Here is a 13,051-nt window from a genome sequence, read left to right as displayed (position 1 = left end):
GGATCATGGCTTTTTCCGGAAGGAAAAGGTTTCGATGATCATTAGTTTTGGGGATGTCAGTTTGTGTAGTGTACGCGTTCCCCGATAGATTAAATATACTCGCCGCCTCGGGGATTGTCTTGGGCGGGATAAGCGCGGCGACAAACTGAAATGGCGGACGGCGTGAAAACCAAACTGACCGGAAAACTCAAAGCCAAGAAAGTCACCGCGCCGCAAGCCAAGGCGTTTTCGGTTCACCTTCTGACGGCATCGGGTTCGTTTCTGGCATTCCTTTCCATTGTGGCGGCCAGCGACGGGCGCTACACGGCGATGTGGTGGTGGCTGGGGCTGGCGCTTTTCGTCGATGGCATCGATGGTCCCATCGCGCGCAAGCTCGAGGTGAAATATGTTCTTCCGAACTGGTCCGGCGAGCTTCTCGACAACATCATCGATTACGTCACCTATGTTCTGATACCTGCCTTCGCGCTTTATCAAAGCGGATTCATGGGCACCTATCTGTCGTTCATATCCGGTGCCATAATCGTGGTTTCGAGCGCGATCTATTATGCCGATACCGGCATGAAGACGAAGGAAAACTTCTTCAAGGGTTTCCCGGTCGTCTGGAACATGGTCGTCTTTACGCTTTTCATCGTCAGGCCGGGCGAGTGGGTCGCATTCGCGACTGTCGTCGTTTCGGCGATCCTTTCGTTCCTGCCGATCAACTTCCTGCATCCGGTGCGCGTCGTGCGCCTGCGCCCGCTCAACCTGACTGTTTTCCTGCTCTGGTGTGCCTTTGGTGCCGCTGCGCTCTATTATACTCTGGATGCGCCGCTGTGGGTTCGCGTCGGCGTTTCCGTGACAGGGCTTTACATCTATTTCATCGGGGCGATCATGCAGCTTTTCCCGAGCCTGGGCCGTGAAGCGGCACTTGCGAAGGCCAGAAAGGTTGTCGAAAAGAAGCAGAAGAGCGGAGAAGCACCATGATCAATGCTATTCGCGTCCACCAGACCGGTGGTCCGGACGTCATGAAGTATGAGCAGATCGAGATCGGTGAACCCGGTCCGGGCGAGGCGAAGGTGCGCCACGAAGCCGTCGGTCTTAACTTCATCGATGTCTATTTCCGCACGGGGCTTTACAAGGCGGCGCAGATGCCGTTCACGCCTGGAAATGAAGGTGCGGGCACGGTCGTGGCGGTTGGTCCGGGCGTGAGCGATGTTCGCGTCGGCGATCGCGTTGCCTATGTCGCCACACCGGGCTCCTATGCAGACGAGCGCATTTTGCCAGCCGAACGGCTGGTCAGGGTTCCCGATAATGTCGATCTGAAGACCGCCGCCTCGATGATGCTGAAAGGCATGACGGCGCAGTATCTTCTGCGGCGCACGTTCAGGGTCGAGCCGGGACAGACGATCCTCTTCCATGCCGCCGCCGGTGGTGTGGGGCTCATTGCCGGGCAATGGGCGAAGCACCTCGGGGCTACCGTCATCGGCACGGCAGGATCGGAAGAAAAGATCGCGCTCGCCAGAAAGCACGGCTACGACCACGTCATCAATTACCGCACTGAAAACTTCGCCGAAAAGGTGAAGGAGCTGACGGACGGAGCGGGCGTCGATGTGGTTTATGATTCCGTTGGACGCGATACCTATATGGGCTCACTGGATGTGTTGAAGCCACTTGGCATGTTTGCCTGCTTCGGCCAGTCCTCCGGTGTCATTCCGCCGTTCGATCTGGGCATTCTGGCCCAGAAGGGATCGCTCTTCGCCACGCGACCGACCCTGTTCAATTACATCGCCAAGCGGGCCGACCTCGAAAAGACGGCGGCAGAGCTTTTCGATGTGGTGGGAACCGGCGCCGTCAAGATCGAGATCAACCAGACCTATGCGCTCAAGGATGCGGCAAGGGCGCATGAGGATCTGGAAGCCCGCAAGACCACAGGAACGACCATTCTGCTTCCCTGAACTGACTGATGATCGCGGCGGTGTGCATATGTCCACCGCTGCTTGCTTTTGGGCTTTTCAAGAGCAGACTTGCTGGCTAAGGTCGCTCAAAAATACAAATGGGGAACAATGACAGCGCCTTTAACCGACCGGCCTCTTCTTGATGTCCGCCGGCTCACGAAAGTATTTGGTCAGCTGCGGGCCTGTGATGGTGTCGATCTCACCATCGGGGAAGGCGAGATTCACGCGCTCCTGGGCGAAAATGGCGCGGGAAAGTCCACCTTCGTGAAAATGCTGTTCGGCGCCCTGCAACCCCTTGAAGGCGAAATCGTCTGGAAAGGGCAGCCTGTCGCGACAGACGAACCTGCCGCTGCAAGAAAACTCGGCATTGGCATGGTTTTCCAGCATTTTTCGCTGTTTGATTCACTTACCGCCGCTGAAAACATCGCCTTGTCGCTGGACCGCTCGCTTCCGCTTTCCGAGGTTGCAAAACGTGCGCGTGAGGTCGGCAAGACCTATGGACTTCCTGTCGATCCGCAAGCGCATGTCGGCGACCTGTCGGTTGGCGAACGCCAGCGCATCGAGATTGTGCGCTGTCTCCTTCAGGAGCCGGACCTGATCATACTGGATGAACCGACTTCGGTGCTGACGCCGCAGGAAGCCGACAGGCTGTTTGAAACGCTGGAGCGGCTGAAAGCCGAAGGCAAGTCGATCCTTTATATCAGCCATCGTCTGGAGGAAGTGAAGCGCCTTTGTGACCGCGCGACGGTGTTGCGGCATGGCAAGGTTGTCGCGCATTGCGATCCGCGCAAGGAAACCGCCGCATCGCTTGCCCGCATGATGGTTGGAAACGACATCAACGTCGTGGCGCGCACTCCCATTGCGGCGCAAAATGCGGGTGACGATGCGCTTTTAGAAATCAGGTCGCTGTCGCAACCGCCGCGCGGACCGTTTTCGACGGCGCTGAAAAATATTTCGCTTTCGGTTGCCGCTGGCGAAGTCGTTGGCATTGCAGGCGTTGCGGGCAACGGGCAGGGCGAATTTTTCGAAGCCGTTTCCGGTGAAGTGTTGCAGTCCAGCGCCTCGAATCTGCATATTCGCGGGAAGGATGCAGGCAAGGCAGGCATTAGCGAAAGGCGCATGATGGGCGCGGCCTTCGTGCCCGAAGAACGGCTTGGACACGGTGCCGTTCCAACCATGACATTAACCGACAATCTGTTCTTGTCGCGATACAGGACCGACGCGAAAATGTTCCTGCGCGGCGGCAAACTCAGGCTGATCGCGGAGAGCGCGCTTCGGTCGGCTGCAAAGCGCATCATCGAACGGATGGATGTGCGCAAGAGCGCTGAAAATCCACTAGCATCCGCACTTTCCGGCGGTAATCTGCAAAAATTCATCATCGGGCGCGAGCTTGACCGTTCACCGTCTGTCATGGTGGTGAACCAGCCGACATGGGGCGTCGATGCCGGTGCTGCGGCGCATATTCGTCAGGCGCTCGTCGATCTTGCGCGTTCCGGTTCCGCAGTTCTCGTTATCAGCCAGGACCTTGATGAACTTCTTGAAATCAGCGACCGGATCGCGGTCATGAACCACGGCCAGCTTTCCGATCCAATGCCGATTGCCGATGTGACGCTGGAAAAGATCGGCCTCCTGATGGGCGGTGTTTCTGGAGAGGCTGCATGATGCGGATCGAACTCGTCAAACGCCCGCAACCCTCAAAACTTTTCAGCGCCTTGTCGCCGTTGCTTGCGCTGACATTGACGCTGGTTTTCGGCGGTCTCGCTTTTGCGCTGATGGGCAAGGACCCGCTGCATGCGCTCTATGTCTTCTTCGTGGAGCCCTTGTTCGACATCTGGTCGTGGCATGAATTACTCGTGAAAGCCGCGCCGCTGATCCTGATCGCGGTGGGGCTATGCATCTGTTTCCTGTCCAACAACTGGAATATCGGTGCCGAGGGGCAGTTCATTGCCGGTGCCATCGCGGGCTCGGTGCTGCCCGTCATGTTCCCCGATCTGCAGTCATGGGTGGTTCTGCCCTTGATGATGCTGATGGGCATGGCAGGCGGGATGGCTTATGCGTCCATTCCCGCCTTGCTGAAAGTGCGCTTCAACACGAACGAAATTCTGACCAGCCTCATGCTTGTCTATGTCGCGCAACTGTTTCTCGACTGGCTGGTGCGCGGCCCGTGGCGCAACCCGGAAGGCTATAACTTCCCCGAAACCCGCCAGTTCAACGATAGCGCCATTCTGCCGGAAATCTGGAGTGCATCGGGCCGTGCCCACTGGGGTTTCATCTTCGCGCTTGTGGCGGCGGTGGTCGTCTGGTTTCTGCTCAAGCACACGCTGAAGGGCTTCGAGGTCAAGGTCATCGGCCAAAGCCCGAGGGCAGGGCGTTTTGCGGGTTTCAGCGCAGGCAGGATGGTGTTCTTCGTCTTTGCGGTTTCCGGCGCACTTGCCGGTCTTGCCGGCATTGCGGAAACTTCGGGCGCCATCGGCCAGCTTCGCCCCGTCATTTCCCCGGGCTATGGCTTCACGGCAATTATCGTCGCCTTTCTCGGACGTCTTAACCCGCTGGGGGCGATCGCGGCCGGTCTGGTGCTGGCGCTTTCCTATCTTGGCGGCGAAGCGGCACAGGTTTCCATAGGCATCTCGGAAAAGTCAGCACGCGTGTTTCAGGGCATGATCCTGTTCTTCGTTCTCGCTTGCGATACGCTGATCCTCTATCGCATTCGCTTCATATCCGCAGCCCGAGCGGGAAAGGCCTGATCCCATGGATTTGACACAGGCTATTCTCCTGACAATTGCAACGGCTGCGACGCCTCTCCTTATCGCGGCCATCGGTGAGCTGGTGGTGGAGCGCTCCGGCGTGCTCAACCTCGGTGTCGAGGGCATGATGCTGATGGGTGCGGTGTCCGGCTTCGCCATCGCACAGATGACCGGTTCGGCATGGCTGGGATTGTTTGCCGCCGTTCTGGTGGGCGCTCTCTTCTCCGCCGTCTTTGGCTTTCTGACGCTCATACTGGTCACCAATCAGGTGGCGACCGGGCTGGCGCTCACAATCCTCGGCGTCGGCGCGTCGGCCCTGCTCGGCGAAAGTTTTGTCGGGCTTCCCGGCGTCCGGCTAGAAGCCGTTCATATTCCCTATCTGACCGATATCCCGCTTGTCGGTCGGTTCCTCTTTGGTCAGGACCCGATCTTCTATATGTCCATCCTGCTGGTTATCGGCGTGGCGTGGTTTCTGTTCCGTACACGGGCTGGCCTTACCCTGCGCGCCATCGGCGACAGCCACGGCTCCGCCCATTCGCTCGGCGTGCATGTGGTGCGCACACGCTATCTGGCGGTGCTGTTCGGGGGTGCCTGCGCCGGTCTGGCGGGCGCGCAGCTTTCGCTCGTCTATGTACCGCAATGGGTGGAAAACATGACTGCCGGTCGTGGCTGGATCGCGCTTGCCCTCGTCGTCTTCGCTTCGTGGCGACCTTGGCGGGTGCTGATCGGCGCTTATCTGTTCGGCGCGGTGACGATTGGCCAGCTCCACGCGCAGGCGCTGGGCTTTGGCCTGCCATCGCAGTTTCTGTCCGCGCTGCCTTATCTTGCGACGATTGTGGTGCTGGTCATCATTTCGCGCAACAAGCGCCTGACGATGATGAATACGCCGGCTTCGCTCGGCAAGCCCTTCGTGCCGGACAGGTAAAGCCAACGGTTGAGGGGTAGACGAAAATCACTCCCAAGGATTTTCGTTCTGGTTAGTGGGTGCAAACAAGGAGTGCAGGGATCATGAAAAAGACGCTTTTGGCTATAGCCACCGCGACGAGCTTTATGCTCGGCGGCGCGGCGCATGCAGAAGATAAACTGAAGATCGGCTTCATCTATATCGGACCTCCGGGCGATTTCGGCTGGACCTATCAGCACGATCAGGCCCGCAAGGAGCTTGTTGAAGCGCTTGGCGACAAGATCGAAACCACCTTCCTGGAAAACGTGCCGGAAGGTGCTGACGCCGAACGTTCGATCGAGCGTCTGGCGCGTGCAGGCAACAAGCTGATTTTCACCACCTCGTTCGGCTACATGGACCCGACCCTCAAGGTCGCCAAGAAGTTCCCGGATGTGAAATTTGAACACGCGACCGGCTACAAGACCGCCGACAACATGTCGGCCTATAATGCGCGCTTCTATGAAGGCCGTTACGTGCAGGGCGTGATCGCCGCCAAGATGTCCACCAAGGGCGTGGCCGGATACATCGCTTCCGTGCCGGTGCCGGAAGTGGTGCAGGGCATCAACGCGTTCATGCTCGGCGCGCAGTCCGTCAATCCTGACTTCAAGGTCAAGGTGATCTGGGCCAATTCCTGGTTCGATCCGGGCAAGGAAGCTGATGCAGCCAAGGCTCTGATCGATCAGGGCGTGGACATCATCACCCAGCACACCGATTCCACCGCTGCCATTCAGGTCGCGCATGATCGCGGCATCAAGGCTTTCGGTCAGGCATCGGACATGATCAAGTTCGCGCCCGACACGCAGCTTACCGCGGTTGTGGATGAGTGGGGTCCTTACTATATCGACCGCGCCAAGGCCGTTCTCGACGGTACGTGGAAGAGCCAGAACATCTGGTGGGGCATGAAGGAAGGCCTCGTGAAGATGGCGCCTTATACCAACATGCCGGACGACGTGAAGAAACTGGCGGAAGAAACCGAAGCCAAGATCAAGTCCGGCGAACTGAAGCCTTTCACCGGTCCGATCAAGAAGCAGGACGGCTCCGTCTGGCTGAAAGAAGGCGAACAGGCTGACGACAAGACCCTGCTGGGCCTCAACTTCTACGTCGCTGGCGTGGACGACAAGCTACCGCAGTGAGTTTTCACCACGATCAAAAAGAAGGGCGCTCAAAGCGCCCTTTTTATTTTCTTACATTGTATTGAAGCCGTCTGTTAAAGCGATAGCTTAAGTCCTTCGTGGCTGTCGATGAAGCCAGGGGAGCGATAGAAACGCAATGCGTCGGCACGTGATTTGTCTGTTGTCAGTTGCACCAGGCCGCAGCCGCGTTCGCGGCACCGTTCGATCGCCCACTCGATCATCTGACGACCGATTCCACCGCCGCGAATGCGGCTCGCAATCCGGACGCTTTCGATCTGGCCGCGCCACATGCCCATCCGCGAGAGGCCGGGTATGAAGCTGACCTGCATGCAGCCGATGATCTCGCCATCCTGCTCCACGACAGCCAGAAGCTGGTTGGGGTCGGCGTCGATGGCTGCAAATGCGCTGCGATAGGAATCCCGCAAGGGAAGGCTCGCATCTTCACGCTTTGCGCCCAGCGCATCATCGGCCAGCATGGCGACAATCGCCGCCACGTCAGCCGAGGCTGTTTTTCTGATCTTTATGGCCGCGTCCGCCGCCATCAGACCGCCATGCCGTGCAGATCGTAGGCGTCGCTCGCTTCGATCTTTACCGTCACGATGTCGCCGACGCGAAGCGGGCGGCGCGACTGGATGTGAACGCTGCCGTCGATTTCCGGAGCATCGTAGCGCGTGCGGCCCTTGGCAACCGTTCCGTTCGACTCGTCGATGATGACCGGCAGGCGCTTGCCGACCTTCTTCTTGAGGAGATTGGTCGAAATCTGCTGCTGCTTGGCCATGAAACGATGCCAGCGGGCCTCCTTGATCTCTTCCGGTACCTGCTCCAGACCGAGGTCATTGGCCTTCGCACCCTTGACCGGCTCATATTTGAAGCAGCCGGCGCGTTCGATCTTGGCTTCGTCGAGCCAGTCGAGCAGCATCTGGAAATCTTCTTCCGTTTCACCTGGATAGCCGACGATGAAAGTGGAACGCACGGCCAGATCAGGGCAGGTTTCACGCCAGGCCTGAATGCGGCGCGACGTCTTTTCCTGATGTGCGGGGCGGCGCATATTCTTCAGCACCGCGGGCGAGGCGTGCTGGAACGGAATATCCAGATAAGGCAGGATCTTGCCTTCCGCCATCAACGGAATGACTTCATCGACATGCGGGTAGGGGTAGACATAGTGCATGCGCACCCATACGCCCATCTCGCCCAGTTCACGCGAGAGATCGAGGAACTTGGTGCGAACCGTGCGGTCCTGCCACATGGCTTCCTGATATTTGATGTCGAGGCCGTAGGCGCTCGTATCCTGCGAGATGACGAGGATTTCCTTCACGCCTGCATTGACCAGCTTTTCCGCTTCACGCAGGACCTGATCAATCGGGCGCGAGACGAGATCGCCGCGCAGCGCCGGAATGATGCAGAACGAACAGCGGTTCGAGCAGCCCTCGGAGATTTTCAGGTAGGCGTAATGGCGCGGGGTCAGCTTCACGCCCTGCGGGGGCACCAGATCGACAAACGGGTCGTGCGCGGGAGGGGCCGCTTCATGCACCGCGCTCATCACGCTTTCATAGGCCTGCGGCCCGGTGATGGCGAGCACGTTCGGGTGGCGCTGGCGGATGACCTCGGGCTCTGCGCCCAGGCAGCCGGTCACGATTACCTTGCCGTTTTCGTTGAGGGCAAGGCCGATGGCATCCAGCGATTCATCGCGCGCGGAATCGAGAAAGCCGCAGGTATTGACGATCACCAGATCGGCGCCGTCATGCTTGCGGGAGATTTCATAACCTTCGGAGCGAAGGCTGGTGATGATGCGTTCGGAATCGACAAGCGCCTTCGGGCAGCCAAGGGAAACGAAACTGACGCGCGGTGCGCTCATTGGGAGAACCTTGCAAATATCGGAAATTGCGCGCGCAATATCACGATAAAGGGGCAACGGTAAAGTTGAGATGACAAAAAAAGCCGGAGCGCAGGGCTCCGGCTTCTTGATACTTGGTGAGGTTGGCTTACTCGGCCTGATCGGCCGGAGCCGCGTTCAACTGGCCGTAACGCTCTTCGCCGATCTTGGCGAGAAGGTCGAGCTGGGTTTCGAGGAAGTCGATGTGACCTTCCTCATCAGCCAGAAGCTCATCGAAAAGCTGCTTGGAAACATAGTCGCCGAGTTCGTCGCAGATTTCGCGGGACTTCTTGTAGGAAGCGCGGGCGTCATATTCGCCTGCAAGATCGGCTTCCAGAACTTCCTTGACGTTCTGGCCGATGCGCAGCGGAGCTACGGTCTGCAGGTTTGGAAAACCTTCCAGGAAGATAATGCGGTCAATCAGCTTGTCGGCGTGATGCATTTCTTCGATAGACTCTTCACGTTCCTTCTTGGCAAGACGCGTGAAGCCCCAGTCGTTGAGGAGGCGGTAGTGAAGCCAATACTGGTTTACAGCGCCAAGCTCGAGGAAAAGTGCCTCGTTAAGCCGCTCGATGACCTTTGGTTCGCCTTTCATTCCATGAACTCCCGAATTTGTCGCGTAGAGAACGTACACGATCCATGAACTGGATCACGTTTTCGTCCATTTGGTTATGACGAAGATGATACTCTTCAGTCACCCTTATGATCGTTTCCACGACGTTTGGGAAGCAGCCACAGCAACGGCCGCGCTTGGACATGATGTTATAGACGGTGCCAGGTACGATAAGTTGCCAGCAATCCTGATCGAGAAGCTCGATAACGACGGCTTCGATGTCCTTATCGGTAATAACATTGCAGCTGCACACTAGCATGAGGAACTATCTCCCATGCGCGCGCAGAAAAAGTCGGATGCGAAAAGCACCGAAGGGAGGGACTTTACCGGCTCAAACTGTACTTCAACTGTGTGGCCGCCCGAAAAAGCTGGCAGCTTTATTTCACTCATGGCGCAAGGCCGAACTGAACCGGTCAATGGTTCCTCCAACTGCAAGGGTTAAAGGCCCGAACATTAAAGGCGTTACTTAAGCGGCGTTTATAAAACCCACCCAATTAAGTCAGGTTATGGCCGTTCGGGTTCAGTTCTGTCAATTTTTATGTTTTTGAAATGTTCTAAAAATCAATAGCTTAGAATTGTTCTAAATATGAGTTAACTACCCATCTTTAAAGGACAATTGCCAACTGCGTTCGCCATAGCGGCGCGGGAAAGGCGCCGCCAGGACATTATGCGCTATTTCGCCGCACCTTGTGGATAGGCAGCGGCCTGCGGCATCACGAGCCAAGCACGGCGCTGAAGCCCTCGAACTGTGGGGGACCGAGATAGAGCGGCTTGTTATCCCCGGCATTGCGATGCGCATCGCGGAATTGTTCGGATTTGGTCCACGCGACGAAATCCTCGCGATCGCGCCAGACCGTGTGCGAAGCATAAAGCGTGTAGCCTTCTTCTTCGTTGGTCGCGCCGCGAAGCAGATGAAAGCCTTCGAAGCCGGGAAGTTCCGACAATCTGGAGTCACGATTCTTCCAGACGGTCTCGAAATCGGCCTCGCTGCCGACGCGAACCTTGAAGCGATTCATGGCTATGAACATTGCTGATCCTTTTCCATCAGGTTTGGGACTGGCTGTAGCGCATCCCGAAAAGTGCGAAGCGGAATGCTCTAACTATATAGTTTTCGGCGAGTGCAGCGGTAGGGCTGCACTCGCCGCGTCACATCTCGGGATCAGAAGGCCGCCGCGGTCAGGTTGGTCGGCCTTAGCAGATGTGACGATCTTAAACGGGAGGCGGGAACGCCTCCCGCAGTTCTAGAACTGGAACTGCGTCGAGACGAGGAAGGTGCGCCCGCGACCGGAGCCATAGGTGCTCAGCGCAGGGGTATATTCCTTGTCGGCGATGTTGAGCACCTGAAGCGAAAGATCGACCGTATCGGTGAACTTGTACTTCGCGAACACGTCCACCAGCGTGTAGGGATCGGTATCGCTGCCGCTGATGGTCCGACCGCTTGAAACGTGCTGGACACGCAGGCCGCTTTCAAGCTTGCGCTCGAAGAAGCGCGCACCGGCGGTAACAGTCACCACATCTTCCGGCAGATACTGGTTGGCGCCAAGCCCAGCCGTCTGCTCAGGCAGTTCGGAAGTGGAGTGCGTATAGGCAATGCCGCCGAACGCGAAGCCGGCATCGTAACGGGCATCGAGTTCGAAGCCCTTCACATCGGACGTGCCGTCAACATTGATGAACTGGCTGTTGGTGCTGGAGGCGGTGATATAGTCCTCAACCCGCATCATGTAATAGTTGGCCTTGATGCGCAGGCCGTCTTCTGCGGTCAGGATGCCATCGCGAGCGATATTGACGCCGAACTCCCAGCCGCGCTGCTTTTCAGGACGGAGATTGGGGTTTCCATGCAGCCCGGCGGTTCCGGCATGGGCGATGCCGCCAAGGAAGGTTTCCTGCAAAGTCGGCGAACGCATGGAATGCGCATAGGTAATGTAGGGCTGCAACCAGTCGGTCACGTTGTAGGCGACTGTGACCTTGGGGCTGAACTCGCTGTCGCTGTTCGAGATCGAACTGTCTTCGCTTTCGAGCTTGAAGTAATCATAGCGAAGGCCGGTAACGACTTGCAGCGCCTGATAATTCCAGGTCGCTTCCGAGAATACCGCACCGCGATTGGATGTGGCATCTGTCGGGTTGACGCCTGTCTTGGTGCCGCCCGCATTGTCGCGGTTGATTTCAAAGCCGTTCTTCCATGCAACCGCCACATCGCCAAAGGTGAAGCGCGACGTGTTCGAGGCGGTCATGCCGGTGGTTTCGGTCGAGACCTGCCGCCCGACGAAGCCGCCATTTCCATCCACCCAGTTCTGCAATGTGCTGTTGTGGTAGAGGTTGACGTCGATGCCGATGAGATCGTTGTCGGACGGGTTATAGTTATACTGTGCGAAGAACGTGCGGTTCTGCAGGAACATATCGTAGATCGTATAGGTTCCCGGACGATAGCCCGCAGCATATGTGCCGTAGTGGTTGTTGTAGAGAACGCCGCCAAGCGTCAGCTTCTGGTCTTCGCCAAGGCCGAACTCGGCCTTGAACAAGCCGGAAGTCAGTTCCTCGCCGGTCTTCTCGACAGTCACGCCGTCGCCATTCTTGTAGTCGTTGGAATCGTGGCGGCTGATGGCTGCGACAAGCCCGATGGAATTGACACGGGCCGCACCCGCCAGCATTTCGGAAAAGCCGGTGCCGTTGCTGCCCCAGGAAGCACGTCCAAGAACGCCCTTGTCCTTGCCGTCGAGAATGACATCGTCCACGCCGAGCGTGCGGAAATTTACACTACCAGCAAGCGCAGTACCGCCTTCGGTCGTAACAGCGCCGCGCGCCACATCAATTTCAGACAGCAGATTGGGGTCGATATAGGCATAGCCCTGCGCGTCATGCGCGGTGTTGCGATAGCTCTGCGGCACGCCGTCGATCATCATGTTGACGCGGCCGGAGCCTTCAAAGCCACGGATATTGACCGCCACGCCCGGATTGGAGCCGCTCTGGAGGGTGAAGACGCCTGCGGTTCCGCGCAGCACATCGTCCAGTTTCGCGCCACCGAAACGATTGATCTCTTCGCGGTTCACCTTGCCCACTGGCGCCGTGACCGAGGTCGGCACTTGTACGTCGTTCGCGCGACGAATGGTGATCGTCTTCAGCGCAACGCCGGCTTCGTCGTCAGCCGCTTTCTGCTCCTGCGCGAATGCCTGCGACGTCATCGCCGCCAGAATGACGGCAAGTCCCGTGCTCGCCTTGAATGACCTTCTATGAACCCCACCAGTCGCCCGCATTTCCAATGTTTCCTTCATGACCAGACACGCTTCGCCAGTCCTGTGGACAGCGAAGAAACCGAAAAATTTCAATTGTTTATGACTTCCCCCTCAAGAGAAGGCCGCGTGCTGGCTGGGAAGAAAACATCTCCCTGGCTTGCGTGGAAAAAGCGAGATTTAAACTTGACTCGTTTATTCCAGTAATGCAGTGATTAATAAACATGAGTATTGATGTCAACAAAACAAATTTGCTGTCGTCACCGTGTGGAAAGTCGATGCTGAGGCGAGAAAATGAACAGGCGTATCCATATCGACATGCAGGTGCGGTTGCCGCGCGGACCCGTTTCCGATCGGGCCGCAGATCGCATTTCCGAAAGCCAGCTTCACAGCGATTCGACCGGATGTGTTCCGGCTCAGATAAGACCTCGCTTCGGCGAGAGTGCGCTTGAGCCGCAACTGAAAACCTATGGCAGCCGCGAACTTTTCGACGGCTCCCGGGAAGTGGGCATAGAGCACGGCGGCTCGCTCTATCGCCTCAAGATCACCCGCCAAGGCAAGCTCATCCTAAACAAGTAGGCAAC

13 protein-coding genes are annotated in these 13,051 nt (G+C 57.7%); 7 read left to right on the top strand and 6 right to left on the bottom strand.

The genetic code is table 11. The annotated features are described in order from the left end of the window. Positions 1 to 150 precede the first annotated feature (150 nt). From pcsA to ABWW28_RS09210, 6 genes are all read left to right on the top strand, one after another. Positions 151 to 963 carry a phosphatidylcholine synthase gene (gene pcsA, locus ABWW28_RS09235; protein ID WP_006468904.1) on the top strand — a complete coding sequence of 271 codons (813 nt, stop codon included), beginning with the start codon at positions 151 to 153 and terminating at the stop codon, positions 961 to 963. Further along, entirely contained in the window at positions 960 to 1,934 is a 975-nt protein-coding gene (locus ABWW28_RS09230; RefSeq protein WP_006468903.1) for a quinone oxidoreductase family protein, read from the top strand. The genes pcsA and ABWW28_RS09230 overlap by 4 nt, the downstream gene beginning before the upstream one ends. Positions 1,935 to 2,042: 108 nt before the next feature. Beyond that, the gene (locus ABWW28_RS09225; protein WP_353390825.1) at positions 2,043 to 3,596 is read left to right on the top strand and encodes an ABC transporter ATP-binding protein; all 1,554 of its coding nucleotides are present in this window, start codon (positions 2,043 to 2,045) and stop codon (positions 3,594 to 3,596) included. Next, positions 3,596 to 4,678, top strand: coding sequence for an ABC transporter permease (locus tag ABWW28_RS09220; RefSeq protein WP_113462883.1), 1,083 nt, complete (start codon positions 3,596 to 3,598; stop codon positions 4,676 to 4,678). The genes ABWW28_RS09225 and ABWW28_RS09220 overlap by 1 nt, the downstream gene beginning before the upstream one ends. A 4-nt stretch (positions 4,679 to 4,682) precedes the next feature. Beyond that, positions 4,683 to 5,603, top strand: coding sequence for an ABC transporter permease (locus ABWW28_RS09215; RefSeq protein ID WP_006468900.1), 921 nt, complete (start codon positions 4,683 to 4,685; stop codon positions 5,601 to 5,603). A gap of 83 nt (positions 5,604 to 5,686) precedes the next feature. Beyond that, positions 5,687 to 6,754 carry a BMP family ABC transporter substrate-binding protein gene (locus ABWW28_RS09210; RefSeq protein WP_006471365.1) on the top strand — a complete coding sequence of 356 codons (1,068 nt, stop codon included), beginning with the start codon at positions 5,687 to 5,689 and terminating at the stop codon, positions 6,752 to 6,754. A gap of 74 nt (positions 6,755 to 6,828) precedes the next feature. On the opposite strand, the gene ABWW28_RS09205 is transcribed toward ABWW28_RS09210, so the two are convergent. The 6 genes from ABWW28_RS09205 to ABWW28_RS09180 form a co-directional block, all read right to left on the bottom strand. Then, positions 6,829 to 7,296 carry a GNAT family N-acetyltransferase gene (locus tag ABWW28_RS09205; protein WP_353390823.1) on the bottom strand — a complete coding sequence of 156 codons (468 nt, stop codon included), beginning with the start codon at positions 7,294 to 7,296 and terminating at the stop codon, positions 6,829 to 6,831. Next, on the bottom strand, positions 7,296 to 8,609 hold the full coding sequence (rimO, locus tag ABWW28_RS09200; protein ID WP_006471364.1) for a 30S ribosomal protein S12 methylthiotransferase RimO: 1,314 nt from the start codon (positions 8,607 to 8,609) through the stop codon (positions 7,296 to 7,298). The genes ABWW28_RS09205 and rimO overlap by 1 nt, the downstream gene beginning before the upstream one ends. 127 nt (positions 8,610 to 8,736) lie before the next feature. After that, entirely contained in the window at positions 8,737 to 9,222 is a 486-nt protein-coding gene (bfr, locus tag ABWW28_RS09195) for a bacterioferritin (RefSeq protein ID WP_006468896.1), read from the bottom strand. Further along, entirely contained in the window at positions 9,188 to 9,499 is a 312-nt protein-coding gene (locus ABWW28_RS09190) for a (2Fe-2S)-binding protein (RefSeq protein WP_006468895.1), read from the bottom strand. Before ABWW28_RS09190 ends, bfr begins: the two co-directional genes overlap by 35 nt. 454 nt (positions 9,500 to 9,953) lie before the next feature. Next, positions 9,954 to 10,268, bottom strand: a complete 315-nt coding sequence (hmuQ, locus tag ABWW28_RS09185; protein ID WP_006468894.1) for a heme-degrading protein HmuQ — start codon at positions 10,266 to 10,268, stop codon at positions 9,954 to 9,956. 213 nt (positions 10,269 to 10,481) lie between these two features. Continuing rightward, a complete protein-coding gene (locus ABWW28_RS09180; protein ID WP_176587742.1) occupies positions 10,482 to 12,509 on the bottom strand; it encodes a TonB-dependent receptor domain-containing protein in 2,028 nt (675 codons plus the stop codon). Between the two features lie 252 nt (positions 12,510 to 12,761). On the opposite strand from ABWW28_RS09180, the gene hemP reads away from it, so the two are divergent. Beyond that, the gene (gene hemP, locus ABWW28_RS09175) at positions 12,762 to 13,046 is read left to right on the top strand and encodes a hemin uptake protein HemP (protein ID WP_176587743.1); all 285 of its coding nucleotides are present in this window, start codon (positions 12,762 to 12,764) and stop codon (positions 13,044 to 13,046) included. Positions 13,047 to 13,051: the final 5 nt, after the last annotated feature.

This window comes from Brucella sp. NBRC 14130, from assembly GCF_040371715.1.
GTDB classification, from domain to species: Bacteria; Pseudomonadota; Alphaproteobacteria; order Rhizobiales; family Rhizobiaceae; genus Brucella; species Brucella intermedia.
The sequence above is the reverse complement of the archived record's forward strand: the minus strand, read 5'-3'. Positions and strand labels throughout refer to the sequence as shown.

What these genes read in the sequence shown, in the direction of transcription:
- ABWW28_RS09230 (WP_006468903.1), top strand. Translation starts at nt 960, where the DNA reads ATGATCAATGCTATTCGCGTCCACCAGACCGGTGGTCCGGACGTCATG.
- ABWW28_RS09190 (WP_006468895.1), bottom strand. Translation starts at nt 9,499, where the DNA reads ATGCTAGTGTGCAGCTGCAATGTTATTACCGATAAGGACATCGAAGCC.
- bfr (WP_006468896.1), bottom strand. Translation starts at nt 9,222, where the DNA reads ATGAAAGGCGAACCAAAGGTCATCGAGCGGCTTAACGAGGCACTTTTC.
- ABWW28_RS09210 (WP_006471365.1), top strand. Translation starts at nt 5,687, where the DNA reads ATGAAAAAGACGCTTTTGGCTATAGCCACCGCGACGAGCTTTATGCTC.
- hemP (WP_176587743.1), top strand. Translation starts at nt 12,762, where the DNA reads ATGAACAGGCGTATCCATATCGACATGCAGGTGCGGTTGCCGCGCGGA.
- pcsA (WP_006468904.1), top strand. Translation starts at nt 151, where the DNA reads ATGGCGGACGGCGTGAAAACCAAACTGACCGGAAAACTCAAAGCCAAG.
- hmuQ (WP_006468894.1), bottom strand. Translation starts at nt 10,268, where the DNA reads ATGTTCATAGCCATGAATCGCTTCAAGGTTCGCGTCGGCAGCGAGGCC.
- ABWW28_RS09220 (WP_113462883.1), top strand. Translation starts at nt 3,596, where the DNA reads ATGCGGATCGAACTCGTCAAACGCCCGCAACCCTCAAAACTTTTCAGC.
- rimO (WP_006471364.1), bottom strand. Translation starts at nt 8,609, where the DNA reads ATGAGCGCACCGCGCGTCAGTTTCGTTTCCCTTGGCTGCCCGAAGGCG.
- ABWW28_RS09180 (WP_176587742.1), bottom strand. Translation starts at nt 12,509, where the DNA reads ATGAAGGAAACATTGGAAATGCGGGCGACTGGTGGGGTTCATAGAAGG.
- ABWW28_RS09225 (WP_353390825.1), top strand. Translation starts at nt 2,043, where the DNA reads ATGACAGCGCCTTTAACCGACCGGCCTCTTCTTGATGTCCGCCGGCTC.
- ABWW28_RS09205 (WP_353390823.1), bottom strand. Translation starts at nt 7,296, where the DNA reads ATGGCGGCGGACGCGGCCATAAAGATCAGAAAAACAGCCTCGGCTGAC.
- ABWW28_RS09215 (WP_006468900.1), top strand. Translation starts at nt 4,683, where the DNA reads ATGGATTTGACACAGGCTATTCTCCTGACAATTGCAACGGCTGCGACG.